The sequence below is a fragment of the Kitasatospora sp. NPDC058046 genome, assembly GCF_042885595.1.
Lineage (GTDB): Bacteria > Actinomycetota > Actinomycetes > Streptomycetales > Streptomycetaceae > Kitasatospora.
Genome location: NZ_JBHVRS010000007.1, coordinates 255,394 through 278,032, shown reverse-complemented (window position 1 = coordinate 278,032; position 22,639 = coordinate 255,394). Strand labels below are relative to the sequence as shown.

Below are 22,639 nucleotides of genomic sequence, written 5' to 3'. Positions count from 1 at the left end.
TGACGCGCGGGGTCGGGCGGGTCCCGTCGGAGGGTGTCGATGGTGGTGACAGCGGCTGACGGGAGCTGTCGTGAACGCGGCATGAAGATGTGCGGCAGTCCCATCGAGCCCCGCCATTGGTCTTGACCATCTCCGGACGGAGCACCTAGGGTCACTTACTGCAAGGACCTTTAATAAAGAAGGACGGATAAAGGCCCGCTCTCCCACCTGCCGCGACTGCGGACAGTGGGCTCGGGATCCGCCCTCCTTGTCGCAGGGCGGACAAACTCACGGGTGGAGGACGCGGTGGGGACGACAGGACAGCTTTCGGCGGTGCCGGAGCCGAAGTACTGGCACCTGCGCACGGTGCTGCTGCGGGCCATCGACTCGGAGTTCTCCACCGGTCAGGTGCTGCCCAACGAGCGCGAGCTCTCGGCCCGCTTCGGCGTCGCCCGGGCCACGCTGCGTCAGGCGCTCGACCAGCTGGAGCTGGAGGGCCGCCTGGTGCGCCGCCGGGGGATCGGCACCCTGATCGCCGCCCCGCGGGTCGGCGTCCCGGTCAACCGGCAGGAGGAGGGCTGGCCCGGCACCGCGCGCAACCAGGCCTGGCGGACGGTCGACTGCACCACCGCCCCCGCCTCCGCGCAGCTGGCGAAGGGCCTCGGCATCGCCGAGGGCGCCACCGTGCACACCGTGCGCCGGGTCCGCCTGGTGGAGGGCCGCGCGGTGGCCAGCGAGTCGCTGCACGTCCCGGCCGCCGCCCTGCCGCACCTGCCGGGCTTCCGTGCCGAGAGCGACCGCGCCCGTTCGGTGCTGCGCCAGCTGGAGCGCCTGGAGGTGGACGGCGAGTCCCGCTCGGTCGAGCTGGGTGTCGCCGAGGCCGAGCAGGCCGCCCTGCTGGAGCGCCCGCCGGGCGCGCCCGTCCTGGTCATGACCACCCAGTACGCCTCGGCCGGCCGGCTGGTGGCGCTGGCGGTGGCCACCTACCGGGCGGACACCTGCAAGCTGACCTTCGGCGAGGCCGGACTCGTGGAGGTCACCCCGGTCGGTGCGACGGCCGAGGTCCGTACCGCCTCCTGACGCACCACCCGTGAACCCCTGAACCCCTGAACCATTTTCCGGAAACCCTCAGGTCGAGGCCCGGGCGCCAACTGGCGTCCGGGCCTTTGCCGTTGGGGGCTCTGAGGCGACCTCGGTCGGGGCGCCTGATAGCGTCCGAGCGGCAGCGGCGGAGGCCGGAGCACCTCCGGCTGGAGCTGGGCGGGCCGGTGGACGTGGCAGCTCTGGTGGCCGATCCGCCGTGGGACGCGGGCAGCGTCGAGGTCATCGACGAGGTCGAACTGCCGGACGGGCTGGGCTACGTGGTCCACGGTGACAGCGGCCTCGGGCACCTTGGCTTCATCGGTCGGCTCGGACCGGACCGCGGACTGCGATGGCTCCTGACCACGTCGACCGGCAACCCGTTCGTCGGGGCGTCCGTCGACTGGCCGTTGGCGCACTTCGTCAACGACTGGGGCAGCACGCTCACCCTCGACCTGACCGACCCGGACTTCGCGCCCTGAGGTGACCCCCGCTCCTTGAGCGCGGCGTCAGGCCCGGGGCGGGTCGACGGCGAAGAGCTGCTCCTCGACGTGGTCGAGGGCGACGCGCAGGGCGCCCATCGCCACGACCTCCGAGCCGAGGGCCGCCAGGGCGACCTCGGGGGCGCGCAGGGTGAACTGGGCCAGGCGTTCGCGCAGCGGGTCGAGGACGCCGTCGAGGCCGGCCGCCCAGCCGCCGATGACCACCAGCTGGGGGTCGATGGCCAGGACGAGCGCGGCGACGCCCTGGACGAGGCGGGTGAGGAAGCGGTCCATGGCGACCTTGGCGACCTCGTCGCCCTCCCGGGCCAGCCGCAGCACGCGGGCCACGGCGGCCTCGTCCAGCGGGTTGAGGGGCTTTCCGGTGGTGGACAGCAGGCGCTCGGGGGTGACCTCCTGGCCGAGCAGGTGCAGGGCGCCGATCTCGCCGGCCGCGCCGCCGAAGCCGCGGTGCAGCCGGCCGCCGATGAGGGAGCCGGCGCCCGGGCTGAGGCCGGCCATCACGAAGACGACGTCGTCGGCGCCGACCGCCGATCCCTGCCAGTGCTCGGCGATGGCGGCCAGGTTGGCGTCGTTCTCGATCAGGACCGGGCAGCGGAACGAGCGCCGCAGCTTGGCGCCGAGGTCGAGGCCGGTCCAGCCGGGCATCGCGGTGCCCAGTTGGACGGTGCCCTCGCGGTCGACGATGCCGGGGGTGCCGATGCCGACCGCCCACAGGTTGTCGCGGGAGATGCCGGCCTTGCGCAGCACCTCGGCGACGGCGGTGCGGACGGCGGCGAGCCGGTCCTCGGCGTCGAGGGTCTCGTCCACCGGCTTGAAGTGACTGCCCACCACCTCGCCGGTGAGGTCGGCGAGGATGACCCGGATGTCGTGCACGCCGATCTCGATGCCGAGGATGTGCCCGGCCTCGGCGCGGAAGCGGAACCAGCGGGCGGGGCGGCCGCGGCGGCCGGTGCCCGGCTGGCCGTCCTCCCTCGGCTGCTCGACCTCGGCGACCAGTCCGGTCTCGACCAGGCCCTCGATCACGCCCTCGACCGTCGGGCGGGAGAGCCCGGTCTCGCCGACGAGCTGAGTGAGGGTCACGGAGTGGCCGTTCCGCAGCGCCCGAAGCGTGACCGCCGCGTTGATCCGCCGCAGCAGCGAGGAGTCTCCTCCGGTGAGCCGATCCGCCAATGCGATGCCCTTCGCCGTTCGCGCGACTGCCCTGGCGCGCGGTGTCGAGTGCGCGGTGCCCACCGAATGGCCCGCGGGGGTGCGCCCCCGGAGAACGCGGCAGGGCGGCAGGGGGCCGCCTGCGCGAGGGCCGGAGGACAAGCGGAGCCTACCCGGGGACGGGCCCGGGCGGCGAGGATCTCCGCAGCTCATCCAGGCTTCGGTATCGAAATGGTACGGATCGGGTGGCGGTGCGTGATCCGGACTTCACCGCCCGGCCACGGCGGGCCGGTAGGGGAGCCGCCGGGACAGCACCGACCGGAGGGAACGTTCCGACAGCAGCGGGCCGAGACCGCGCCGGGAGCCGACCGACAGGACGCCGAGGGTCGACCAGGCCGAGCCGATCGAGCCGAGGGAGAGGACGGAGCCGATCGAGCCGATGGACAGCACCGAGCCGATCGAGCCGATGGACAGCACCGAGCCGATCGAGCCGAGGGAGAGGGCGGATCCGATCGAGCCGGTCGACAGCACCGACCCGATCGAGCCGGTCGACCGGACGGACGCAATGGAGCCGATCGAGCGGAGGGAGCCGACGGACCCGCGGGCGGGCCGGGCCGGACGCGCGGAAGTGGTCATGACTTTTGAGCGTAGCCAGCCACACCCCCGCCCGCCCGTCAGTCCACCCGGGCCGCGAACAGTCGCTGCCCCAGCAGCCCCATCGGATGTCCGTCCTCCGGCAGGGTCAGCACCGTCGGGCAGCCCGCGGCGGTGAGCGCCGCCCGCCACTGCTCGGCCGGGAGGGCGGTGAGGCCGTGGGCGTCGCCGGTGATCAGCAGGTCGAGCTGTTCGGTGGTGGGGGCGAGCAGCAGGAGCCGGCCGCCGGGGGCGAGCAGCCGGACCAGCGCCGGGACGTCCTGCACCGGTTCCACCGCCAGCCCGCCCGCGCCCGCCACCGCGCCCCCGCCCGCGCTCGCGATGACGACGTCGTAGCGCCCGCCGTCGGGGGCCGAGTGGTGCTCGGTGTTCGGCCGGGGCCGGGTGGCGAGGGCGCGGGCGACGGCGGGCTCGCCGCCCTCCGCGTCCAGTTCGAGGACGCGCAGCGGCCCGGGCCCCTGGTGGGCCTCGGCGGTGCCGCGCACCAGCGCGCCGAGGGCGGCGCCGAGGAAGCCGCGGGAGGCGGCCCAGCGGACGGGGGAGGCGTCCGGCCGGGGGGCCTCCTGGCCGGTGATCAGCCGGGGCAGCCGCAGGGCACCGCGCCGGACCCGGTCCAGGGCGGCGGCCGGGCCGAGCCCGTCGGCCCAGGTCTCGGCGGCGGGGCGCCAGGCCTCCCGGACCTCGGCGGCGTCCGGCCCGGGCCGGCCGTGGAAGACCGGGCCCTGGGCCCCGCCGTCGTGCCGGGTGAGCAGGCCGTGCCGGGCGAGTGCGTCCAGCCAGCGGACGACCCGGGGGCGCTGGGCGGGGGTGACCATGGCGGCGGCGAGGACCTCGGCCTCGGGGTAGCCGCGGGCGGGGTCGGTGAGCACGCCGTTCTGCTGGAGGGTGTGCAGGAGGGCGGCGAGTACGGCCCGGTCGAGCTGGGCGCCGAAGTCGTGGACCTGCTCGGCGGTGACGCCGATGCCGTACTTCCAGGCGGCGGCCGAGGCGTTGGCGGCGTCGGCGCGCAGTCGGCGGTCGGCGGCCTCGGCGTTGCTGTCCGGGGCGCGGACGTGGGCGAGGACGGCGCCGAGCGCGTCGACGGCGGCGTACACGTCCTCCTGCCGGGGCTCGGGGCCGACGTGCAGGACCAGGCGCAGCGCGGCGAGGTCGTGGGCGGCGAGGCCGGGCTGTCCGCTGAGCCGCCAGAGCAGGGCGGAGGGCAGGCTGAGGTGGGTGGCCCGGGCGGTGGCGACGGCTTCGAGCTGCTGTTCGGGCCGCTGGTCGGGGTCGCCGCAGTGGACGGTGCCGCCGGCGAGCAGGGTGGCGAGGGCGAGGTCGACGGCGAGGTCGGTGACCGGGTGCAGCACGGTGTGCCGGATCGGGGGTGCGCCGAGGACGCCGGCCCAGTAGCGCAGCCGCTGTTCGGCGGCCCGGGCGGCGGAGGGCGGCAGGGCGGCGTGCTCGGCTATGCGGCGGGCGAGGGCCTGGGGGAGTCCGCCCGGCGGGGAGACGCCGAGCAGCAGGCCGATGCCGCTGATCGCGCGCCCGTCGGCGACGACGGCGGGTCGGTCGCCGAGTTCGCGCAGCGCGCTGACCAGGGCGGGAGTCGTGGGCACGGTGATCACTCCGGGGTGCGGGACAGAAACCGCACTACTGAACCATGGGGGCGGGGCGGTGAAGGGCGGAAGCAAGTCAAACTTCTGTAATGATTTTCATATCGGCTAGCCAAGCTCTCGACACGAAGTCGCCGCGAAGCGGTCGGAACTTCACATTCCGGAAGGTCCGCGCGATCCCTTGACAGGTGGTTCGGGTACTGGATCAATGGAGCGCAGGGGGGCTGACCGAACGATCGGTCGGCGATCTCGGCCTGAGCGTCCTCGATGCGGGCGAACCTCGGCAGAGCAGCGAAATCGGCAGAGCAGCGCGAAATCGGCAGAGCAGCGAAGGAGCGACGATGACCGGCACCGCACCCGTCCCGCGCCGACACCTCGGGGAGCCGCTACCGCCCGAGCTCCTGGACGCCGGCGAGCGGATGGGTCCGGACCAGCTGCGCGCCCACCAGCTCACCCGGCTGCGGGCCACCCTGCGGCACGCGTACGACAACGTCGAGCTCTACCGTCGCAAGTTCGACGCGGCCGGCGTCCGTCCCGAGGACTGCCGCACCCTGGACGACCTCGCCCGCTTCCCCTTCACCACCAAGGCCGACCTGCGCGAGGGCTACCCCTTCGGCATGTTCGCCGTCCCGATGGAGCGGGTCCGCCGGATCCACGCCTCCAGCGGCACCACCGGACTGCCGACCGTGGTCGGCTACACCGACGACGACCTCTCCATGTGGGCCGACGTGGTCGCCCGCTCGATCCGCGCGGCCGGCGGCCGGCCCGGCCACAAGGCGCACATCGCGTACGGCTACGGCCTGTTCACCGGCGGCCTGGGCGCGCACTACGGCGCCGAGCGGGCCGGCTGCACCGTCATCCCGGCCTCCGGCGGCATGACGGCCCGCCAGGTGCGGCTGATCCTCGACTTCGAGCCCGAGATCATCATGATCACCCCGTCCTACCTGCTGACCCTGCTCGACGAGTTCGAGCGGCAGGGCGTCGACCCGCGGAGCACCTCGCTGCGGATCGGCATCTTCGGGGCGGAGCCGTGGACGGAGGAGATGCGGCGCGAGATCGAGGAGCGGCTCGACCTGCACGCCGTCGACATCTACGGCCTCTCCGAGGTGGTCGGCCCGGGCATCGCCCAGGAGTGCGTGGAGACCAAGGACGGGCTGCACATCTGGGAGGACCACTTCTACCCGGAGGTCGTCGACCCGTTCACCGACGAGGTGCTGCCCGAGGGGGAGGGCGGCGAACTGGTCTTCACCTCGCTCACCAAGGAGGCGCTGCCGATCATCCGCTACCGCACCCGCGACCTCAGCCGGCTGCTGCCCGGCACCGCGCGGCCGGCGTTCCGGCGGATGGAGAAGGTCACCGGGCGCAGCGACGACATGATCATCCTGCGCGGGGTGAACGTCTTCCCGACCCAGATCGAGGAGATCCTGCTGCGCACCCCGGGCGTCGCGCCGCACTTCCAGCTGCGGCTCGGCCGGCAGGGGCGGCTGGACACCATGACCGTCCGGGTGGAGGCCCGGCCGGAGGCCCCCGCGGAGCAGCGGGAGGCGGCGCGGGCGGAGATCGTCCGGGCGGTGAAGGACGGGGTCGGGATCACCGTCGCGGCCGAGGTGGTGGACCCGTACACGCTGGAGCGCTCGGTCGGGAAGATCAAGCGGGTGGTGGACGAGCGGGGGTTGAGTGAGAGGGGGTGAACCCGGCGGTCGGGCACACGGGTGGGGGCGTCCCGCCGGACGGGTGGCGGGGAGCACCCCCGCGCGGGCCCTATGCTGCGGACATGCCGAGTGAGCTGCGCACTCTCCGATCCGCTCTCCCGCCCGCCCTTCAGCCCGATCCTCAGTCCGATCCTCGGACCGCCGAGGACCTCGCCTTCATCCGGCGGGAGACCGAGCTGAAGCCCGTCCCCTTCGTGCCCGAGATCAGCCTCCACATGGCCGAGGACGCCATCGCCCTGTGGGAGACCACCGAGCGGGCGCGCGGGCGGGCCGGGCTGCCGCCGCCGTTCTGGGCCTTCGCCTGGGCGGGCGGGGTGGCGGTCGCCCGCTACGTGCTGGACCACCCCGAACTGGTCGACGGCCGTACGGTGTTGGACGTCGCGGCCGGCTCCGGGCTGGTCGGGGTGGCCGCCGCGCTGCGCGGGGCGACGGAGGTGCGCGCCGCCGAGATCGACGCCTACGCGGTGGCCGCGATCGGGCTGAACGCCGAGGCCAACGGGGTACGGGTGGACGGCGCCCTGGTGGACCTGGTGGACGGCGACGGCGGGCCCGCCGAGGTGGTGCTGGCGGGCGACGTCTTCTACGAACGGGCCATGGCCGCCCGCTTCCTGCCCTTCCTGGAGCGGGCCGTGGCGCGCGGCGCGACCGTCGTCGTCGGCGACCCGGGCCGGGCCTACCTGCCCCGGGACCGGTTCACCGCGGTGGCGGCGTACCAGGTGCCGGTGGTCGCGGACCTGGAGGACACCGCGGTCAAGACCACGACGGTGTGGCGACTGGGCTGACCGGCCAAGGGCACCGGCATCACGGGCGACGGGCTGAAGCGGGTTCCCGGTCCGGACGGCGGGCTGGGGCGCGCCCGCCGTCCGGACGGCCGCCGAGCGCTGGCGGCCGCTTCCGGGGCGTGGTCGGCTGGGGCCGATGCGTGTGCGAACGGCATCGTCCGGCCGTGTCCGGCGCCGTTCGGCACCCTTCCGGCACCCTTGCTGGCGCGCTGCCGGACCCGCCCACCCGACAGGGGACCCACCATGACCATCACCGAGAACGGACTCAGGATCGCCTCGCCCCAGGCGATCGCCGACCTGCACGCCGGCCTGCCCGACTTCGAGCAGGCCCTCGCCTTCTACCACCAGCACCTGGCGCCGGACACCGCCGTCGACCTGTCCGTCGCGGAGAACGTCCTGCTCTACCACGACTCGATGCAGCAGGACGTCTTCGAGAAGATCCGGCTGATCCCCGAGCTGAACATCAAGTACATGGCCCCGGTCGGCATCCCGTGGCTGCGTCAGCAGGCGGCGGACCTGCTCACCCGGGCGTTCGGCCGCACGGTCGTGATGGAGGACGTCTTCGGTTGCGCCGGGGTCTCCTCCGCGCTGGAGTGCATCGCCTACGGGCTCATGCGGCGGCAGGGGACGGGCGGTGTGCCGCTCAAGCCGGGGGACGAGGTGCTGATCCCGGCGCCGTACTGGCAGGGCTTCAACTGGTCGTTCCAGGAACGGCCCAAGCTGAAGTGCGTCCCGGTGCACCTGCCCACCCACGGGGAGGACCGCTACCGGCTCACCCTGAACCTGATCGTGAACGCCTACGAGGCGCGGAAGGAGGCCGGACACAACCCGCGGCTGCTCGTCCTCACCAATCCGCACAACCCGCTGGGCGTCAACTACCCGAAGGAACTGCTCGACGAGATCTACGGCTGGGCGCTCGCGCACACCGACCTCCACATCATCTCCGACGAGATCTACTGCCACTCCCAACTCGACACCGGGACGACGCCGTTCACGAGTGCGGTGGCCCTGGACGCGTACCAGGAGCACGCCGACCGGGTCCACCTGGTCTGGGGCTTCGCCAAGGACTTCGGGCTGTCCGGCTTCCGCACGGGGTTCGTCATCTCCAAGAACGAGGCCGTGCACCGCGCCATGCTCGGCAGCGACGACCCGGCCGAACAGACCCGCGCACTGCCCTGGTTCACCCCGTTCGACTCGCTGAAGACCTACGTCATCGGGGAGCTGTTCAAGGCCACCGTCGACGGGGAGCCCTACCCGGTGTACGCGATGCGCGAGTACCGCACGCTGCTGAGCGCGAGCTTCCGCAGGACCAAGGACGCCCTGGACGCCGCCGGGATCGAGTACGTCCACCAGGACGGCGACAACGCCGCGATGTTCTTCTGGCTCGACCTCACCAGGTACCTCGGCAAGCGCGCGCCCGGCGAGCACGTGAACGGGCTGCCGGCCATCGGGCCGGACGGGCTTGACCCGAACGAGGAGTGGCTGTTCCGCTACCTCGCCGCCAAGCCCACCGAGGTCTCCCTGCTGCCCGGCGGGACCATGCACAACGCGGAGCCGGGCTTCTTCCGGCTCTGTTTCACCAGCCGGATGCCCGACGACGTCGAGGCCGCCGTGCGGCGGGTGGGCGTGGCGCTGCAGCAGCTGAAGTAGCCGGAGCGGCCCAAGCGGCTCAGGTAGTCGTACGGCGAGCGGCACCGGGTACGCCCCGGTGCCGCTCTTCCGCTGCTCAGCCGCGCAGCCGGGCCAGCCAGGCCTCGACCTCGTCGGAGCGGCGCGGGAGGTCGGCGGAGAGGTTCTCGTTGCCGTCCTCGGTGACCAGGATGTCGTCCTCGATCCGCACCCCGATGCCCCGGTACTCCTCCGGCACCGTCAGGTCGTTCTCCTGGAAGTAGATGCCCGGCTCGACGGTGAGCACCATGCCCGGCTCCAGCGGGCCGTCGACGTGCTCCTCGGTGCGGGAGTGGGCGCAGTCGTGGACGTCGATGCCCAGCATGTGGCCGGTGCCCGCCAGGGTGAAGCGGCGGTGCAGGCCCAGCTCGTACACCTTGTCGGCGCTCAGGTCGCCGAACAGGCCCCAGGCGGTGAGGTGTTCGGCGAGCTCGCGCTGGGCGGCGTGGTGGAAGTCGCGGAACCGCCCGCCCGGCCGGACGGCCGCGATGCCGGCCTCCTGGGCCGCGTACACGGCGTCGTAGACCTTGCGCTGGAGCTCGGTGAAGCGGCCGCTGACCGGGAGGGTGCGGGTGACGTCGGCGGTGTAGAGGTGGTTGGTCTCCACGCCGGCGTCGAGCAGCAGGAGGTCGCCGGGGCGGGCGTGGCCGTTGTTGCGCACCCAGTGCAGGGTGGTGGCGTGCGGGCCGGCCGCGGCGATGGTGCTGTAGCCCACGCTGTTGCCCTCGACCCGGGCGCGGACGAAGAAGGTGCCCTCGATCAGCCGCTCGGCGGTCTCGGAGTTGGTGCCGAGGACGCGGACCACGTCCTCGAAGCCGCGGGCGGTGGCGGCGCAGGCGAAGCGCAGCTCCTCGATCTCGAACGCGTCCTTGACCAGGCGCAGCCCGGACAGGAAGACCTCGAACTCCTCGTCCCGCTCGGCCGTGATCCGGTCCGCGAGGGCCTCCTCGACGCCCGCGTCGTGGCGGCGCAGCACGCGCGCCGGGCCGGTGGCGGCGCGCAGGTCCGCGCGGGCGGTGCGCACGTCCCGGCAGGGCAGGCCGAACAGCCGCTCGCTCTCGGTCAGGCTGTTGCGGCGGCCGTCCCACAGCTCGCCGTGGCCGTCCAGCCAGAACTCGCCGTTGTCGGTGCGGGAGCGGTCGCGCAGGTAGAGCACGGCCTCGTGGCCGCTGTCCCCGGTCGGGGCGAGCACCAGGACGCCGTCCTCGGACTGGTCGCCGGTCAGGTAGGCGTAGTCGGAGGAGGGGCGGAACGGGTAGTCGGTGTCGTTGGCCCGCACCTTGGGGTTGCCGGCCGGGACGACCAGCAGCTCGCCGGGGAAGGCGGCGGACAGCGCGGCGCGGCGGCGGGCGGTGTGGGCGGCCTGCGGGACGGGCTCCAGGGCGGTGCGCTCGGTGTCGGCCCAGCCCTGCTTCATGCTCTCCGCGAGCTCGTCCGTGACCCCGCGGGTCAGGCCGTTCTTCCGGTACTTGATGGTCTCGGCGGGCTCGGTGGTCTCGGCGGGCTCGGTCACTGCGGTCTCCTGGTGAGGGTGAGGGCAGCGGGGTGTTTCGCTACGCTGCCCCGTCCGTCGGTGTGCGTCCCGTACGGTATATCGAACACTGCCGCAAGAGAAGAGGCCCAGCGTGAACGACGCCGAGGAATCCGTCCGGGGCGTCCTCGCCGCCAACCTGAAGCGGGTGCGGGCCCAGCGCGGACTGTCGCTGTCCGAGCTGTCCCGGCGGGCCGGGGTCGGCAAGGCGACGCTCTCCCAGCTGGAGTCCGGGGCCGGAAACCCGACGCTGGAGACGGTGCTCGGGCTGTCCAGGGTGCTCGGCGTGCCGATCTCCGACCTGGTCGAGGCCCGGCCGGCCGGCGAGGTGACGGTGGTGCGGGCGGCCGAGGCCGAGGTGCTCAGCGGGCGGGGCGTCGACCTGCGGCCGCTGCGCCGGATCGAGTCCGGGGACACCGTGTTCGAGCTCTACGACCAGGTGGTGCGCACCGGCGCCGCGCAGGAGTCCGGCGGACACACCGGCACCGAGCACACCGTCGTCCAGGCCGGCCGGCTGGGCGTGCGGGTGGACGGCCGCGAGATCGAGTTGGGACCGGGCGACTACATCGGCTTCGACGCCGCGCTCCCGCACGCCTACACCGCGCTGGACGGCGAGCCGGTCCGCTCGGTGCTGGTGCTGCAGTACCGGGCCGAGCAGCACGGCCACCTCGCCGAGGCCTCGCCGGTCCGGCCGGCCGCGTGGGGGCTCTGGCACTGACGCTCCGGCGCCGGGGCTCCGGTATCGGACGGCCTGGCGGGCGGTTCGGTGGCCGGCTCGGCGGGCGGTTCGATGGACGGTCGGATCGTTCGGAATACCGAACGAGCGGGTGGGTGCGGCAGGATGATCATCATGACGGACGCACTCACCTGGCTCGCCGAACCCGAATCGATCGCCTACGGAGGTTACAGCGTCGTGCTCGCCCGCGGCCTGGAGCCGGAGGAACTGGCGGCCCGGCTCGCCGAAGGGCTCCCGGAGCGCACCACGCGGCCGCTCGACGAACTCACCGCCGAGGACCTGGTGGAGGAGTACGAGCTGGAGTTCGCCGGCGGCATCGAGGACATCGCGCTGCACCACGGGCGCAGCGGCGACCTCGCCTTCGCGGTGGCGTACGGCTACTGGCAGGGGGAGCTGAGCGTCCGGCCGGAGGTCTCGCGCGGCGGCGCCGAGGTCTACCACCTGGAGTTCGAGGAGGAGAACGGCAAGCCGGTGCCGCCGTTCTTCAGCGCCCACCGGGACGGGCGGGAGGTCTGCTCCCTCAACCTCCACCTGGACCCCTCCTGGGGCCCCGGCGACGTCCAGGGCGAGCCGGCCACCGCCGCCGCCCTGACGGCCGAGCTGGCCGCCGTCGGCCTGCCCGACCACGACCGCGCGGGCGACGACCTCCACCGCACCTGCCTGGAGGTGCTCGGCCGCCACTTCGGCCTCACTTTGCTGCGTGATCTGGTGCGGGAGGCCGAGCTCCCGGCCCTCCTGCTGGAGACCGACTGACGGGGGCGGCTGGCCGAGGCTCCGGCCGGCGCGCCCCCTGCCCTGACCCTGATCCCCCCGGCGGCCGCGGAGGCGGCGCGCCGGGCGGGGTGGGGTGCGGGGTCAGAGCCGTTCGTCAGCCGAGCGTCAGCGACCGGGAGCGGGTCCGCCAGGCCTTGTCATCGGCGCGCTTGAAGGAGCGTGACATCGCTGATCAACTCCCCTCTCCGATGGGTGACTCGGCGGGCTCCCGTGCTCACCTGGGTGCCTGACGCCGATTCTGTGCGAGGTCGGTGGGCGAGGAGAATCCCAGAAATCTGGGACATGCCCGTGCCACCCTTCGCCGTGAAGGCCCGTTCGGGCGCGAGGGCGGTCGGCCTGGACTCCGAGGTGTGCGGCCCGAAGCTGGAGCCGGGGTGAACCGGGCCGAGCCGGGCCCCGGGTGCGTCAACCCGCCGTGCGGATGTCCGCCCTGGGGCGCGAACTGCGCGGGAACGGCCCGTGAATTGTTCCCCGGTCGGGTGACGGTGCGGCCGGTCGGTGGGGCCCTGCGGGCATCATGGGCCGCGACACGGGACGTCGCGGAACAGGGAGTCGACCGATGGGTAGGCCGATGGCGGAGTTCGGTTGCGCGAAGTGCTACGGCGAGGACGAACGGGCGGTGTGGGGGCGGCAGCGGGAGGGCTTCGAGCACGAGGCGGAAGTGGTGGACGGCTCGCGCTTCGCCGTCAACCTGCGGCGCTGCCTGGGGTGTTCGCAGCGGTTCGTGTGGATCTTCACCGAGGTCGTCGACTGGATGGGCGGGGACGACGCCCAGTACGTGACGATCATGCCGGTGACCCCTGAGGAGGCCACCGGCCTGAGGAGCGGCACCCTGCGCCCCCACGCCCTCGGCGCCCTCGGCCGCGACCGCCGCCACCTGAACCACGACTGGCCCACCGGTGGCCCGGCCCGACTGCACTGGCGCTCCGGCCGCTTCCTCGTCGCCGGGGCCCGCTGAGCAGTGGTGCCGCCGCCCTGCCGAAGCGGCAGGGCGGCGAGGGAGTCAGACGCTCCCGAACTCGCCGGACTTGACGCCCGCGATGAAGGACTGCCAGGCGTCCGTACCGAAGGCGAGCTGCGGGCCGTCAGGGTCCTTGCTGTCGCGGACGGGGAGGACGCCCGGGAGGCCGGGGGCGACCTCGATGCACTGACCACCACCGTTGCTGTACGAGGACTTCAACCAGGAGGCGGGCTTGACCGTCGCGATGGGGAACATGGCTTGGAACTCCTTGAGCCGGGTGCGGATGAGCGCCAGCGAGTCCGCACATGAGAGGGCTTGGGCCTGGAGCCAATCGTAAACCCTTGACAGGGAACGGATCTTGTCCTCGTCGTCCCGCTCGGTGGCGGCATCGAGTGGGACACCGAAGCGCGCTGGCTCACCGACACCGAACAGTGAGATGCCCCATGAGCAGCATGATCGACAAGATCACGGCGGAGGACCGTCGCGCCGCGGCCGACGTCCTCGACGACCTCCAGGCCGTCCTGAACGCCGCCGACGTGAAACTCCCGTCCCTCGGCATCGACTGGCGCTCGGCCAAGGCCACCGGCGTCATCCTGATCGACCTCGGGGCCGCCCGGCCGGACGTCATCGAGCGGCTGGTCGTCGTCCTTCGCAGAGGTATGCGGCCGTAGCCGGAGCCGGTGTCATCACCGCCGGAAGCCTCGTGTTCGCGGCATCGGTCCTCCTGCTGATTCCCGAGCGCGTGCCTCCGGTGGCGAGCGCCCTGGTGTTCGTCCTCGTCTTCCTCGCCGCCTCGACGGGCGCGTGCATGCTCGTGGCGGGCTGGATGAGAGTACGTGCATAGCAGCGCGGGCTTCGAGTCGTCTCGAAGCCCGCGCCGAATTCCCCGTCCCTCAGGTGCCGTTGAGGGCGTAGCTGCGGAACGTGGCGAGCAGGGGCAGGACTTCGGTCTTGCTCGGGTCCTCGGTGACGGCCCGCATCGCGTCGATCACCGTGTGGGCGATGATCTTGATGACGGGGAGGTCCTCCGACGGCGCCAGGGTGCCCCAGGCCTTGAGGGTCTGGGTGAGCAGGGCGCTCATCCGGGCACCGATGTTGGAACTGACGGCGTCGGAGATCTCCGCGATCTCCTCGTCGCTCATGGTGGCGCGCAGCCCGAACGCGAGCGCCATCAGGGTGTCCATGGCGTGCTCGCCGTACGCGGCGACCAGCGCCGGGAGCGGCCGTTCACCGGGCCCGCTCGCCGCCAGGGCGGTCAGTGCCTCGTCGTCGTCCTTGAACGCCGCCTCCAGGGCGGCCAAGGCCCGCAGGGCCTCGTCTGCGGTGAGCCCGTCTGTCATGGAAGAACGGTATTGAGCCATCCCGGCTTCCGACAGTGGCGGAAGCCGGGATCACCCCTTCGAGCGAAGCGGGCCCTATTCGGGCCGGTACGCGCCCTCGAAGTGCTCCGCATCCCAGCCGCCGCCCAGCGCGTGGGCGAGCGAGGTGCAGGCGAGGGCGGCGAAGTCCTCGGCGTGGCCCGCCCGTTCCGCCAGAATGATCGACATGACGATCCGTGGAGTGCTGTTCGATGTCGATGGAACCCTGTACGACTACGAGAAGGCCGAGGAGTTCGGTCTTCACGAACACCTGGTGGCCGAAGAGCTCTCCGACCGGTTCGAGTCGCCGGCGGAGGCGCTGCGTGTGTGGCGGGAAGTCAGGGAGGAGGAGTACCCGCGCTTCCTGAGCGGCGAGTTGACGTTCGCCGCCCAGAAGGCCGAACGAATACGGCGATTCCTCGCCCAGGCCGGGGTGGTCGGCGCACTCGAGGTGACGGACGAGGCGGCTACGGCGTGGTTCGCGAGCTACGCGATACGGAGGGACGCGGTCCGGCGGGCGTTCGACGATGCTCAACCGACGCTGGGCGCGTTGGCGGGTCGATTCCGACTCGGTGTCGTATCGAACTCGGTGACCGCGCACCAGCGCGCGAAGCTGGAAGCGATCGGGCTGCTCGGCTACTTCACGGAGCCGTTGGTCTGCTCCCAGGAGCACGGTGCCGCCAAGCCGGCGGCGAGCATCTTCCTGGCGGGCTGCGAGGCCCTGGGATTGGCGCCCGCCGAGGTGGCCTACGTGGGTGACGACTACGAGAAGGACGCGGTCGGAGCGCGGGACGCAGGGTTGCGGGCCGTCTGGCTGGACCGCTCGGTTTCCCGAGGGCCCGGTGCCGTGGACGCGGGTATCCGGGTGATCGCCTCGTTGACGGAACTGACGGGTTTGTGATCGGGCAGGTGGCGCACTGGAGCGGCACTGGACCGACAGCCGGACCGCGGGAGGTTCCGGGATCGGCTTCGCGCCCTCGACGAGGCCCGGCCTAGTCGGGCCGGTGGGCGTGCGCGAACTGCTCGGCATTCCAGGTGCCGCCGAGTTCGGGGGCGAGTGCGGTGACGGCGAGGGCGGCGAAGTCCTCGGCGCGGCCCGCGCGTTCCGGGAGGGCGCCGAGGAGGGGGGCGCCGGCGGAGCGGGGCAGGTCGGCGAGGTTGCAGCGCTCGGCGAGGCCGGGCTCGGCAGGCCAGGAGCCGACGAGCACGCCCGCGAGGGGGAGTTCGCGGGCCGCCAGGGCCTCTGCCGTCAGGGAGACGATGTTGAGCGTGCCGAGTCCGGCGGAGGCGATCAGCAGCACCTCGGCCGGGAGCCCGGCGTCGAGCACCGCCCGGGCCTGGTCGGCGAGGGTGCGGCCCTCGTCGTCGTAGCGGACCAGCAGTCCGCCCGCGCCCTCCACCAGCACCAGGTCGTGGGTGGCGGCGAGTTCGGCGACCTCGGTCACCACCTCGGCGGGGGAGAGGTACGGCATCCCGGCCCGCCGGGCGGCGGTGTCGGGTGCCAGCGGCTCGGGGTAGCGCACCAGTTCACGGATCGTCAGTTCGCCCGCCAGGCGTCGGACTTCGGCCGCGTCCCCGGGCTCTTCCGGCGAGACGCCGGTCTGCCCCGGCTTGAGCACCGCGACCTTCAACCCGGCCCGCAGCGCCGCCGAGGCGACGGCCGCGGTGGCGACGGTCTTGCCGACGTCGGTGTTGGTCCCCGTCACGAACAGGATGCGCGCGTTCATCCGGACACCGCCGCGGCGGTCACGGCGGCGGCGATGCGTGCCACGTCCTCGTCCTCCGTCACATAGGGGGGCATGGTGTAGATCAGGTCCCGGAAGGGCCGCAGCCACACGCCTTCGCGCGCCGCCGCCTCGGTCGCCGCCGGGACGTTCACGGGGTGGTCCAACTGCACGACGCCGATGGCGCCCTGGACCCGTACGTCCTGTACGCCGGGCAGTCCGGCCGCGGCCGCGAGGCCCTCGGCCAGTCCGGACTCGATGCGCTTGACCTCCACCGACCAGTCCTGCCCGAGCAGCAGCTCCAGCGAGGCGTTGGCGACGGCGCAGGCCAGCGGGTTGCCCATGAACGTCGGCCCGTGGGCGAGCACCGGCACCTCGCCGCGGCTGATCCCGTCGGCGACCTCGCTCGTGCACAGCGTGGCGGCCAGCGTCAGGTAGCCGCCGGTCAGCGCCTTGCCCAGGCACATCACGTCCGGCGAGACGCCCGCGTGGTCGGCGGCGAACAGCGCGCCGCTGCGCCCGAAGCCGGTGGCGATCTCGTCGAAGACCAGCAGCACCCCGTACCGGTCGCACAGGTCGCGCAGCATCCGCAGGTAGGCCGGCGAGTGGAAGCGCATCCCGCCGGCGCCCTGGACCACCGGTTCGACGATGACGGCGGCCAGCTCGTCGGCGTGCCGGGCCATCAACTCCTCGAACCGCTCCGCGTACGCGGGGTCGAGCGGGGCGTCGAACCCGGCCGGCGGCTCGGGGGCGAACAGCTGGCCGGGCAGCACCCCGCCCCACAGGTGGTGCATCCCGCCGTCCGGGTCGCACACCGACATCGGGTGGAAGGTGTCCCCGTGGTAGCCGCCGCGCCAGGTGAGCAGCCGGCGCTTGGCCGGCCGCCCGGTGGACTGCCAGTACTGGAGGCACATCTTCATCGCGACCTCGACGGCCACCGAACCCGAGTCGGCGAGGAAGACGTGCCGCAGCGGCTCCGGGGTGATCTCCACCAGCGTGGCCGCCAGCCGGACGGCGGGCTCGTGGGTGAGCCCGCCGAACATCACGTGGCTCATCCGCCCCAGCTGGTCGCGCACGGCCTCGTCCAGCACCGGGTGCCGGTAGCCGTGGATCGCCGCCCACCAGGACGACATCCCGTCGACCAGCTCGCGCCGCCCGCCCGCGACCGGTTCGGCCAGGCGCAGCCGGACCCCGGAGGCGGACTCGACCACGTACGGGGTGGCGGTCCCGGGCATCGGCCCGTACGGGTGCCAGACGTGGGCGCGGTCGAGGGCGAGCAGGTCGGTCGCGGATACGGGCGGCTGGAGCATGGTGCGTTCTCCGGAGGAGTCGGAACTGTCAGGCGTTGGGCGCGAGTTCGGTGCCGGCGCCGCGGCGGCGGACCTTCACCAGGTCGCCGCGGAGCTCGTCGTCCGATGCCTCGGACGCCTCCCCGGCCGGTGCGGCCGGGCCGTGGGCGTGCCCGCCGCACGGCCCGCAGCCGCCGCCGCTGCCGCACGCGGAGGCCGCGCTGCCGCAGCCGCCGGAGGCGTGGCCGGCCTGGGCGGCCTCGGCGACGTCCGCGCGGTGGCGCGGCAGGGTGGCCTCGCCGGCGCCCTCGACCTCGAAGCCGGCGTCCTTGATCATGTCGAGGTCGGTCTGCCCGGCCTGGCCCTCGCTGGTCAGGTAGTCGCCGAGGAAGATGGAGTTGGCGATGTGCAGGCCGAGCGGCTGCATCGAGCGCAGGTGCACCTCGCGCCCGCCCGCGATCCGTACCTCGGTGTCCGGGTTGACGAAGCGGACCATCGCCAGGATGCGCAGGCAGCGCTGCGGGGTGAGGTTCCACTCCTTGGCGAGCGGGGTGCCCTCGAACGGGATCAGGAAGTTGACGGGGACGGAGTCCGAGCCCAGCTCGCGCAGCGCGAAGACGACGTCGACCAGGTCCTCGTCGCTCTCGCCCATGCCGGCGATCAGGCCGGAGCAGGCGGACAGCCCGGCGCCGTGCGCCTTCTGCACCGTGTCGACCCGGTCCGCGTAGGTGTGGGTCTTGGTGATGGTCCCGTAGGTGCCCTCGGAGGTGTTGAGGTTGTGGTTGTAGGCGTCGGCGCCGGCCGCCTTGAGCCGCTCCGCCTGGTTGTCGGAGAGCAGGCCGAGGCAGACGCAGATCTCGACCTCGGGGTCGGCGTCCTTGATGGCGGCCATGGTGTCGGTGACCCGGTCGATGTCGCGGTCCGTCGGGCCGCGGCCGCTGGCGACCAGGCAGACCCGCTTGGCGCCGCCGGCCACCCCGGCGCGGGCGGCGTCGGCGGCCTGGTCCGGCTTGAGCCAGGTGTACTTGAGGATCTCGGCCTTGGACCCGAGCCGCTGCGAGCAGTACGAGCAGTCCTCCGGGCAGAGCCCGCTCTTCAGGTTCACCAGGTAGTTGAGCTTGACCCGGCGGCCGAACCAGCGGCGGCGCACCTTGCCGGCGGCGGCGACCACGTCGAGCAGCTCGTCGTCGGTGGTGGCGAGGACGGCCAGGGCCTCCTCGCGGGTCGGGACTTCGCCGCGCAGGCCCTTGGCGGTGAGGGTATCGAGCAGATCCATGGGGCGATCCTGCCTGGTGGCGATCGAGCGGCGCCAGAGCAAACCCGCCAGAAGATCGGTGTGAGGATGTGCCGATTGCCACAGTGTCGAAGGTCACGGCTCCGCCGCTGGTCACGAGCTTGACGCGGGGCCGGACCTCCGGTTACCGGCCGGTAGCGACCGGGACGGCGAGCGGGGTGCCGGACGGCCGGCGGCCGACCGGCGGCGGGCCGGTGGCGGGCTCCGGCGGACGATGATCCACAACCCCCGACCCCGTGATCCACGCCACGCCGGGGGTGCTTAGAATCTGCGCCATGACCACGCAGGGGGAGCACACCCCGACTCCGGGAGAAGGCCGGGACGACCGGGCAGGGCAGCGGACCGGCGGGGGCGCCGACACCGACGGGGGGACGGACCTCAGGCGGGGCCGCCGGCTGACGGGCCGTCGAGCGGCCGGCTGGATCGTCGTCGTCGGAGTGGTCGCGGCCGGCGGATGGCTCATCACCCGCCCGATGCCCGGCGACTACATACCCGGGCTCGGCCCGTCCACCAAGGACTCGTCCGCGACGCCGCGCGTGGTGGGCGCCCCGCCGCCGCGCACCGACCCCGAGGCCCTCAACGTCGACAACCTCTTCCCCGCCCAGCGGCCGGTCGAGGTCGGCGCCTTCAAGGCGCGGCGCAACGGCGTCCGGCAGGGCGAGAACTGCGTCGAGGTGCTCCAGGACCGCGGCCAGGACCCGCTGAAGGACACCGGCTGCCAGGGCTACCTGACCGTCAGCTTCAGCGGCCAGGACCACCCGGTGCTCAGCAGCGTCACCCTGCTGCGCTTCCCCGACCAGCCCTCCGCCGCCAGGGCCGCCGACGCCCTGCGGACCAAGCCCGGGGCGGTCGCCTTCATGCTCGCCGACACGACCACCGGCCCCGTTCAGGCCCCGGGCGCCAAGCAGGGCGGCGACCCGCGGGTCGAGGCGGTCGGGCACTACGTGACGGTCACCAGCTCGCGGCCCGGCGACGGCCGCCCGGCGGGCTCCGCCCCGAGCGGCACCGGGGCGCCGACCACGCCCGGCCAGCCGGCCACCGGCGCGGCGCCCAGCACCGAGCAGACCCTGGACGAGGCCACCCGGGCGCTCTCCTACGCGGCGGGCTCGCCGTTCGCCTGGATGTGACGGCGCTCCCCGGCCGCGACAGCGGCCCGTCCTGACGTGACGACGCCCCCGGAAGCCGAAGCCTCCGGGGGCGTCGACGTACAGCCGGTTCAGGCCCCGGCTCAGCCGCCGAGCCGGTCCACCGAGGTCACCCGCAGCACCGCGCGGCCCTCCTCGTCCGAGCCGTACAGGTCGACCTCGGCGCTGATGCCCCAGTCGTGGTCGCCCTCCGGGTCGTCGAAGATCTGCCGGACCCGCCAGGAGGAGTCCTCCTCCTCGATGAGCAGCATCTTCGGGCCGCGCGCGTCCGGGCCGGTGCCGAGGTCGTCGTACTCCTCCCAGTACCCGTCCATGGCGTCCGCCCAGCGGTCCGCGTCCCAGCCGTACTCGCCGTCCAGGTCGGCGAGCTCCTCGTAGTGCTCCAGCGCGCACAGCTCGACCCGGCGGAACATCTCGTTGCGCACCAGGACGCGGAAGGCGCGGGCGTTGGCGGTGACCGGCGCCGGCTTGTCGTCCAGCCGCACCTCGGCGGCCTGCGGCTCGGTCGGGTTGGCCAGCTGCTCCCACTCGTCCAGCAGGCTGGAGTCGACCTGGCGGACCAGCTCGCCGAGCCAGGCGATGACGTCCTTGAGGTCGTCGGTCTTCACGTCCTCGGGGACGGTCTGCTCCAGCGCCTTGTACGCGCCGGCCAGGTAGCGCAGCACGATGCCCTCGGTGCGGGCCAGCTCGTAGAAGCCGACGTAGTCCGAGAAGGTCATCGCCCGCTCGTACAGGTCGCGGACCACCGACTTCGGCTGCAGCTGGTGGTCGCCGATCCACGGGTGCGCCCGGCGGTACACCTCGTAGGCGTGGGTGAGGAGCTCCTCCAGCGGCTTCGGGTAGGTGATCTCCTGGAGCCGCTCCATCCGCTCCTCGTACTCGATGCCGTCGCGCTTCATCTCGCCGACGGCCTCGCCGCGGGCCTTGTTCTGCTGCGCGGCGAGGATCTGGCGCGGGTCGTCCAGGGTCGCCTCGACGATGGAGACGACGTCCATCGCGTACGAGGGCGAGGTCGGGTCGAGCAGTTCGAAGGAGGCCAGCGCGAAGGTGGACAGCGGCTGGTTGAGCGCGAAGTTCTCCTGGAGGTCCAGGGTGAGGCGGACGATCCGGCCCTCGGCGTCCGGCTCCGGCAGCCGCTCCACCACGCCGCCCTCCAGCAGCGAGCGGTAGATGGCGATCGCGGTGCGGATGTGCCGGCGCTGCGCGGCCCGGTCCTCGTGGTTGTCGGTCAGCAGCTTGCGCATCGCCTCGAAGGCGTTGCCCGGGCGGCCGATCACCGACAGCAGCATGGCGTGGCTCACCTTGAACCGGGAGACCAGTGGCTCCGGGTCGGCGCCGATCAGCTTGTCGAAGGTCTCCTCGGTCCAGCCGACGAAGCCCTCCGGGGCCTTCTTCCGGACGACCTTGCGCTTCTTCTTCGGGTCGTCCCCGGCCTTGGCGATCGCCTTGTCGTTCTCGATCACGTGCTCCGGCGCCTGGGCCACCACCTGGCCGACGGTGTCGAAGCCGGCCCGGCCGGCCCGGCCGGCGATCTGGTGGAACTCGCGGGCGCGCAGGATGCGCACGCGCTGCCCGTCGTACTTGGACAGGGCGGTGAACAGCACCGTGCGGATCGGCACATTGACGCCGACGCCGAGCGTGTCGGTGCCGCAGATGACCTTCAACAGGCCCGCCTGGGCGAGGCGTTCGACCAGCCGGCGGTACTTCGGCAGCATGCCCGCGTGGTGCACGCCGATGCCGTGGCGCACGTAACGGGACAGGTTGCGGCCGAACTTGGTGGTGAAGCGGAAACCGCCGATCAGGTCGGCGATGGCCTCCTTCTCCGCCTTCGAGCACATGTTGATGCTCATCAGCGACTGGGCCCGGTCCACCGCCTCCTTCTGGGTGAAGTGCACGACGTAGACCGGCGCCTGGCCGGTCTGCAGCAGCTCCTCCAGGGTCTCGTGCATCGAGGTGCGGCGGTACTCGTAGAACAGCGGCACCGGGCGGGTCGCGTTGCGCACCACCGTGGTCGGCCGGCCGGTGCGGCGGGTCAGGTCCTCCTCGAAGCGGCGGACGTCGCCGAGCGTCGCGGACATCAGCAGGAACTGCGCCTGCGGCAGCTCCAGCAGCGGGATCTGCCAGGCCCAGCCGCGGTCCGGCTCCGCGTAGAAGTGGAACTCGTCCATGACCACCTGGCCGATGTCCGCCCGGGTGCCGTCGCGCAGCGCGATCTGGGCGAGCACCTCGGCGGTGCAGCAGATGATCGGCGCGGTCGGGTTGACGCTCGCGTCGCCGGTCATCATGCCGACCTGTTCGGTGCCGAACATCTTCACCAGGTCGAAGAACTTCTCCGAGACCAGCGCCTTGATCGGCGCGGTGTAGAAGGTCCGCTTCCCCTCCGCCAGCGCGGCGAAGTGCGCCCCCGCCGCCACCAGGCTCTTGCCCGACCCGGTCGGCGTCGCGAGGATCACGTTGTTCCCCGACACCAGCTCGATCAGCGCCTCCTCCTGTGCCGGGTACAGCGTGATCCCGCGCTCCTCCGACCAGGCTGCGAACGTCTCGTACAGCGCGTCGGGGGTGGCGGGCTTCGGCATCAGATCAAGGAGGGTCACCCGGCTATCTTGCCTGCTCGCCGCCACCCCGGGCAAAGCCCGGTGCCGCGAGGGGAGGGCCGGAGGGGGTTCCGCGGACGTCGATCACGCGGTGCGGGACGGCGGCGGGGC

Annotated in this window: 22 protein-coding genes; 11 read left to right on the top strand and 11 right to left on the bottom strand. The window is 72.9% G+C overall.

Going from position 1 to position 22,639, the window contains the following annotated elements; genetic code table 11:
• Positions 1–285 precede the first annotated feature (285 nt).
• The gene (locus ACFVU7_RS17555; protein ID WP_074003854.1) at positions 286–1,059 is read left to right on the top strand and encodes a GntR family transcriptional regulator; all 774 of its coding nucleotides are present in this window, start codon (positions 286–288) and stop codon (positions 1,057–1,059) included.
• 188 nt (positions 1,060–1,247) lie between these two features.
• The gene (locus tag ACFVU7_RS17550) at positions 1,248–1,541 is read left to right on the top strand and encodes a hypothetical protein (protein ID WP_387967417.1); all 294 of its coding nucleotides are present in this window, start codon (positions 1,248–1,250) and stop codon (positions 1,539–1,541) included.
• 27 nt (positions 1,542–1,568) lie between these two features.
• On the opposite strand, the gene ACFVU7_RS17545 is transcribed toward ACFVU7_RS17550, so the two are convergent.
• The 3 genes from ACFVU7_RS17545 to ACFVU7_RS17535 all read right to left on the bottom strand — a co-directional run bounded on the left by ACFVU7_RS17545 (position 1,569) and on the right by ACFVU7_RS17535 (position 4,963).
• Positions 1,569–2,732, bottom strand: a complete 1,164-nt coding sequence (locus ACFVU7_RS17545) for an ROK family protein (RefSeq protein WP_049649337.1) — start codon at positions 2,730–2,732, stop codon at positions 1,569–1,571.
• 246 nt (positions 2,733–2,978) lie between these two features.
• On the bottom strand, positions 2,979–3,347 hold the full coding sequence (locus ACFVU7_RS17540) for a hypothetical protein (RefSeq protein ID WP_388045826.1): 369 nt from the start codon (positions 3,345–3,347) through the stop codon (positions 2,979–2,981).
• Positions 3,348–3,385: 38 nt separating this feature from the next.
• Positions 3,386–4,963 (bottom strand): hypothetical protein, encoded by a 1,578-nt coding sequence (locus ACFVU7_RS17535; RefSeq protein ID WP_388045824.1) that lies wholly within the window; start codon positions 4,961–4,963, stop codon positions 3,386–3,388.
• 338 nt (positions 4,964–5,301) lie between these two features.
• Between ACFVU7_RS17535 and paaK the strand changes: the two genes are divergently transcribed.
• The 3 genes from paaK (at position 5,302) to ACFVU7_RS17520 (ending at position 9,104) form a co-directional block, all read left to right on the top strand.
• A complete protein-coding gene (paaK, locus tag ACFVU7_RS17530) occupies positions 5,302–6,651 on the top strand; it encodes a phenylacetate--CoA ligase PaaK (protein WP_388045822.1) in 1,350 nt (449 codons plus the stop codon).
• An 83-nt stretch (positions 6,652–6,734) separates the two neighbouring features.
• Complete coding sequence (locus tag ACFVU7_RS17525) at positions 6,735–7,454, top strand: methyltransferase (RefSeq protein ID WP_107086481.1); 720 nt, start codon at positions 6,735–6,737, stop codon at positions 7,452–7,454.
• Positions 7,455–7,697: 243 nt separating this feature from the next.
• Positions 7,698–9,104, top strand: coding sequence for a pyridoxal phosphate-dependent aminotransferase (locus ACFVU7_RS17520; RefSeq protein ID WP_388045820.1), 1,407 nt, complete (start codon positions 7,698–7,700; stop codon positions 9,102–9,104).
• A gap of 76 nt (positions 9,105–9,180) precedes the next feature.
• Here the strand turns inward: ACFVU7_RS17520 and ACFVU7_RS17515 are convergent, their stop codons facing one another.
• Positions 9,181–10,635 (bottom strand): aminopeptidase P family protein, encoded by a 1,455-nt coding sequence (locus tag ACFVU7_RS17515; RefSeq protein ID WP_388045818.1) that lies wholly within the window; start codon positions 10,633–10,635, stop codon positions 9,181–9,183.
• Between the two features lie 112 nt (positions 10,636–10,747).
• Between ACFVU7_RS17515 and ACFVU7_RS17510 the strand changes: the two genes are divergently transcribed.
• The 3 genes from ACFVU7_RS17510 (at position 10,748) to ACFVU7_RS17500 (ending at position 13,121) form a co-directional block, all read left to right on the top strand.
• Entirely contained in the window at positions 10,748–11,371 is a 624-nt protein-coding gene (locus tag ACFVU7_RS17510) for a helix-turn-helix domain-containing protein (RefSeq protein WP_074003770.1), read from the top strand.
• 132 nt (positions 11,372–11,503) lie between these two features.
• Positions 11,504–12,142 (top strand): DUF6461 domain-containing protein, encoded by a 639-nt coding sequence (locus ACFVU7_RS17505; protein ID WP_388045815.1) that lies wholly within the window; start codon positions 11,504–11,506, stop codon positions 12,140–12,142.
• Between the two features lie 580 nt (positions 12,143–12,722).
• Positions 12,723–13,121 (top strand): hypothetical protein, encoded by a 399-nt coding sequence (locus tag ACFVU7_RS17500; RefSeq protein ID WP_375873604.1) that lies wholly within the window; start codon positions 12,723–12,725, stop codon positions 13,119–13,121.
• 45 nt (positions 13,122–13,166) lie between these two features.
• Here ACFVU7_RS17500 and ACFVU7_RS17495 read toward each other — a convergent pair whose 3' ends face one another.
• On the bottom strand, positions 13,167–13,379 hold the full coding sequence (locus ACFVU7_RS17495; protein WP_388045814.1) for a DUF397 domain-containing protein: 213 nt from the start codon (positions 13,377–13,379) through the stop codon (positions 13,167–13,169).
• A gap of 188 nt (positions 13,380–13,567) precedes the next feature.
• Between ACFVU7_RS17495 and ACFVU7_RS17490 the strand changes: the two genes are divergently transcribed.
• The gene (locus ACFVU7_RS17490) at positions 13,568–13,795 is read left to right on the top strand and encodes a hypothetical protein (RefSeq protein ID WP_049653014.1); all 228 of its coding nucleotides are present in this window, start codon (positions 13,568–13,570) and stop codon (positions 13,793–13,795) included.
• Between the two features lie 222 nt (positions 13,796–14,017).
• Here ACFVU7_RS17490 and ACFVU7_RS17485 read toward each other — a convergent pair whose 3' ends face one another.
• On the bottom strand, positions 14,018–14,464 hold the full coding sequence (locus tag ACFVU7_RS17485; protein ID WP_074003766.1) for a hypothetical protein: 447 nt from the start codon (positions 14,462–14,464) through the stop codon (positions 14,018–14,020).
• 75 nt (positions 14,465–14,539) lie between these two features.
• A complete protein-coding gene (locus ACFVU7_RS17480; RefSeq protein ID WP_380780197.1) occupies positions 14,540–14,671 on the bottom strand; it encodes a hypothetical protein in 132 nt (43 codons plus the stop codon).
• On the opposite strand from ACFVU7_RS17480, the gene ACFVU7_RS17475 reads away from it, so the two are divergent.
• Entirely contained in the window at positions 14,670–15,383 is a 714-nt protein-coding gene (locus tag ACFVU7_RS17475; protein WP_388045812.1) for an HAD family hydrolase, read from the top strand. The two genes, ACFVU7_RS17480 and ACFVU7_RS17475, sit on opposite strands and share 2 nt — an antisense overlap.
• Positions 15,384–15,474: 91 nt before the next feature.
• Here ACFVU7_RS17475 and bioD read toward each other — a convergent pair whose 3' ends face one another.
• From bioD to bioB, 3 genes are read right to left on the bottom strand one after another with little or no spacing between them, the layout of a single operon-like run.
• Positions 15,475–16,209 carry a dethiobiotin synthase gene (gene bioD / locus ACFVU7_RS17470; protein WP_388045810.1) on the bottom strand — a complete coding sequence of 245 codons (735 nt, stop codon included), beginning with the start codon at positions 16,207–16,209 and terminating at the stop codon, positions 15,475–15,477.
• Positions 16,206–17,516 carry an adenosylmethionine--8-amino-7-oxononanoate transaminase gene (locus tag ACFVU7_RS17465; protein ID WP_388045809.1) on the bottom strand — a complete coding sequence of 437 codons (1,311 nt, stop codon included), beginning with the start codon at positions 17,514–17,516 and terminating at the stop codon, positions 16,206–16,208. Before ACFVU7_RS17465 ends, bioD begins: the two co-directional genes overlap by 4 nt.
• Before the next feature lie 28 nt (positions 17,517–17,544).
• On the bottom strand, positions 17,545–18,771 hold the full coding sequence (bioB, locus tag ACFVU7_RS17460; RefSeq protein WP_388045807.1) for a biotin synthase BioB: 1,227 nt from the start codon (positions 18,769–18,771) through the stop codon (positions 17,545–17,547).
• A gap of 293 nt (positions 18,772–19,064) precedes the next feature.
• Here bioB and ACFVU7_RS17455 point away from each other — a divergent pair, with 293 nt between their 5' ends.
• The gene (locus ACFVU7_RS17455) at positions 19,065–19,916 is read left to right on the top strand and encodes a hypothetical protein (RefSeq protein WP_143204601.1); all 852 of its coding nucleotides are present in this window, start codon (positions 19,065–19,067) and stop codon (positions 19,914–19,916) included.
• Positions 19,917–20,017: 101 nt separating this feature from the next.
• On the opposite strand, the gene ACFVU7_RS17450 is transcribed toward ACFVU7_RS17455, so the two are convergent.
• Positions 20,018–22,510, bottom strand: a complete 2,493-nt coding sequence (locus tag ACFVU7_RS17450; protein WP_369808340.1) for a DEAD/DEAH box helicase — start codon at positions 22,508–22,510, stop codon at positions 20,018–20,020.
• Positions 22,511–22,639: the final 129 nt, after the last annotated feature.

Bases quoted from the DNA above. Each gene is read 5' to 3' on its own strand.
- ACFVU7_RS17480 (WP_380780197.1), bottom strand. From the start codon at position 14,671: ATGTCGATCATTCTGGCGGAACGGGCGGGCCACGCCGAGGACTTCGCC.
- ACFVU7_RS17475 (WP_388045812.1), top strand. From the start codon at position 14,670: ATGACGATCCGTGGAGTGCTGTTCGATGTCGATGGAACCCTGTACGAC.
- ACFVU7_RS17500 (WP_375873604.1), top strand. From the start codon at position 12,723: ATGGGTAGGCCGATGGCGGAGTTCGGTTGCGCGAAGTGCTACGGCGAG.
- ACFVU7_RS17465 (WP_388045809.1), bottom strand. From the start codon at position 17,516: ATGCTCCAGCCGCCCGTATCCGCGACCGACCTGCTCGCCCTCGACCGC.
- bioD (WP_388045810.1), bottom strand. From the start codon at position 16,209: ATGAACGCGCGCATCCTGTTCGTGACGGGGACCAACACCGACGTCGGC.
- ACFVU7_RS17495 (WP_388045814.1), bottom strand. From the start codon at position 13,379: ATGTTCCCCATCGCGACGGTCAAGCCCGCCTCCTGGTTGAAGTCCTCG.
- ACFVU7_RS17540 (WP_388045826.1), bottom strand. From the start codon at position 3,347: ATGACCACTTCCGCGCGTCCGGCCCGGCCCGCCCGCGGGTCCGTCGGC.
- bioB (WP_388045807.1), bottom strand. From the start codon at position 18,771: ATGGATCTGCTCGATACCCTCACCGCCAAGGGCCTGCGCGGCGAAGTC.
- ACFVU7_RS17520 (WP_388045820.1), top strand. From the start codon at position 7,698: ATGACCATCACCGAGAACGGACTCAGGATCGCCTCGCCCCAGGCGATC.
- paaK (WP_388045822.1), top strand. From the start codon at position 5,302: ATGACCGGCACCGCACCCGTCCCGCGCCGACACCTCGGGGAGCCGCTA.
- ACFVU7_RS17490 (WP_049653014.1), top strand. From the start codon at position 13,568: ATGAGCAGCATGATCGACAAGATCACGGCGGAGGACCGTCGCGCCGCG.
- ACFVU7_RS17485 (WP_074003766.1), bottom strand. From the start codon at position 14,464: ATGACAGACGGGCTCACCGCAGACGAGGCCCTGCGGGCCTTGGCCGCC.
- ACFVU7_RS17525 (WP_107086481.1), top strand. From the start codon at position 6,735: ATGCCGAGTGAGCTGCGCACTCTCCGATCCGCTCTCCCGCCCGCCCTT.
- ACFVU7_RS17505 (WP_388045815.1), top strand. From the start codon at position 11,504: ATGACGGACGCACTCACCTGGCTCGCCGAACCCGAATCGATCGCCTAC.
- ACFVU7_RS17450 (WP_369808340.1), bottom strand. From the start codon at position 22,510: ATGCCGAAGCCCGCCACCCCCGACGCGCTGTACGAGACGTTCGCAGCC.
- ACFVU7_RS17455 (WP_143204601.1), top strand. From the start codon at position 19,065: ATGACCACGCAGGGGGAGCACACCCCGACTCCGGGAGAAGGCCGGGAC.